Here is a 2,673-nt window from a genome sequence, read left to right as displayed (position 1 = left end):
AGGACACGAGTGGTGGTGTGCCTGAGGGCGCGCAGGCCGCGTATGTTTCTGCTCCAAGTGGTGTGGATGGTGTTGCGACTTTCAGCTCGGTGGCGTATGGGGATTACGTGTTGCGTGAAAAGAGCGCGCCGGATCATTATGTGCTTTCGGATCAGACTCGTGATGTTCAGGTGCGTGTTCATGGTCAAACCGTGCAGGTAGGTGATTATCCTAACCGCCTGGTCCAAGGCAGCATCAAGGTGAAGAAGTTGGGTGAGCAGGCTGACGCGGGGGCTGAAAACGTGCCGCTTGTGGGTGTGGTGTTCTCGCTGTTTGCTAAGACCGAGGGCGTGGTGTCTGATACGGCGTTTGCGACTGCGACCACTGGGGCTGATGGTGTCGCTGTGTTTGAGCGTGTGCCGTACGGGTCGTATGTGGTGCGTGAGACTGGTCCGCTTGCTGCGTATAACCCCTCTGTTGAGGCGCAGGGCCGTGAGGTGAGTGTGACTGGTGCGGGTGAGCTTGTTGACCTAACTAATAGCGCGTTTGTGAATACGATGAAACGCGGCAGCATCAAGGTCAAGAAGGTTGATGCTGAGGATGCTAGTGTGCCTTTGGCGGGTGTGGTGTTCTCGCTGTTTGCTAAGACTGGTGCTGGTGTGTCTGAGACGCCGTTTGCAACCGCAAAGACCGGGGCTGATGGTGTGGCTTCGTTTGAGGGCGTGCCGTATGGGGATTACGAGTTGCGTGAGAGCGCGAGTCTGGTGAATTACGTGTTGAATGCTGCGTGGAAGCAGGATGTGTCTGTTCGTGAGGATGGGCAGGACGTTGATTTGCGTTCTGTTCCTGTGACGAATCAGTTGATCCGCGGCACGGTAACGGTGACGAAGGTTGATGCTGATACGCGTGCTCCGCTTGCTGGCGCGATCTTTGAGCTTGTGGATGCTCAGGGTAGTGTGGTTGGTGAGCAGACGAGTGCTTCTGATGGTGTGGCTTCTTTTGAGCGTGTGCCGTTTGGGGAGTACACGTTGCGTGAGAAGAGCGCGCCTGTGGGGTATGTGCGTAGTGTTGAGGTGAAGAGTCTGAGTGTGAGTGCTCATGGTGCTCGTGTTGCTTTGGGTGAGTTCCCTAATAGTGTTATGCGTGGCAGTGTCACTTTGACGAAGGTTGATGGGGTGGATGGTCGTCACCTTGCTGGCGCGGTGTTCTCCTTGTTTGCTAAGAGCGCTGATGGTGTGTCGGAGAGTGCTTTTGATACTCGAACGAGCGCCCCTGATGGTTCGGTTGTGTTTGAGCGTGTCCCGTATGGGGAGTATGTGTTGCGTGAGGTGCAGGCTCCTGAGGGGTATGTGGGCGATCAGGATGATCGTGAGGTGCGTATTGATCGTGATGGTCAGGTTGTTGGTTTTGATTTCATTACTAACCGGAAGATTAGTGGCAGTATCACGCTGACGAAGGTGGATGCTGATACGCGTGCTCCTCTTGCTGGCGCGGTCTTTGAGCTTGTGAATTCTGAAGGTGCCCTGGTGACTGAGGCTACTTCTGGGCATGATGGTGTTGTGCGGTTTAGTGGTATTGCCTATGGGAAGTACACGGTGCGTGAGAAGAACGCTCCGCGCGGCTATGTGCTCAGCAGTGTGACGCCGTCTGCGAGTATTGAAACTGATGGGCAGACTCTGAGCCTTGCTGATTACGCGAATACGATTATCCGCGGCACCGTGCGGGTGAAGAAGGTTGATGCTGAGGATGCTAGTGTGCCTTTGGCTGGCGTGGTGTTCTCGCTGTTTGCTAAGACCGGTGCTGGGGTGTCTGAGACGCCGTTCGCGACCGCAAAGACCGGGGCTGATGGTGTGGCTTCGTTTGAGGGCGTGCCGTATGGGGATTACGAGTTGCGTGAGAGCGCGAGCTTGGTTAATTACGTGTTGAATTCTGCCTGGAAGCAGGATGTGTCTGTTCGTGAGGATGGGCAGGACGTTGATTTGCGTTCTGTTCCTGTGACGAATCAGTTGATCCGCGGCACCGTGAAGGTCAAGAAGTTGGGCGAGCAGGCCGACCCGGCTGCTGAGAGCGTGCCGCTTGAGGGCGTGGTGTTCTCCCTGTTTGCTAAGACCGAGGGCGTGGTGTCCGATAGCGCGTTTGCTACCGCGACCACTGGGGCTGATGGTGTGGCTTCGTTTGAGCGTGTGCCGTACGGAACCTATGTGGTGCGTGAGACCACTCCGCTTGCTGCGTATAACCCCTCCAGTGAGGTTCAGGGCCGTGAGGTGAGTGTGACTGGTGCGGGTGAGCTTGTTGACCTAACTGGCACCGCGTTTACAAACACGATGAAGCGCGGGACTGTGAAGGTCAAGAAGTTGGGCGAGCAAGCCGACCCGGCTGCTGAGAGCGTGCCGCTTGAGGGCGTGGTGTTCTCCCTGTTTGCTAAGACCGAGGGCGTGGTGTCCGATAGCGCGTTTGCTACCGCGACCACTGGGGCTGATGGTGTGGCTTCGTTTGAGCGTGTGCCGTACGGAACCTATGTGGTGCGTGAGACCACTCCGCTTGCTGCGTATAACCCCTCCAGTGAGGTTCAGGGCCGTGAGGTGAGTGTGACTGGTGCGGGTGAGCTTGTTGACCTAACTGGCACCGCGTTTACAAACACGATGAAGCGCGGGACTGTGAAGGTCAAGAAGTTGGGCGAGCAAGCCGACCCGG

The 2,673-nt window shown here is 56.6% G+C and carries 1 protein-coding gene; it reads left to right on the top strand.

Annotated elements, in window-relative coordinates; translation table 11 throughout:
* Positions 1 to 2,673: SpaA isopeptide-forming pilin-related protein (locus tag LRP57_RS08190; protein ID WP_231206198.1), on the top strand; the 2,673-nt coding region annotated here is incomplete at both ends.

The sequence above is a fragment of the Schaalia sp. lx-260 genome, assembly GCF_021083645.1.
Lineage (GTDB): Bacteria > Actinomycetota > Actinomycetes > Actinomycetales > Actinomycetaceae > Pauljensenia.
This window is presented reverse-complemented; position numbering and strand designations above follow the sequence as displayed.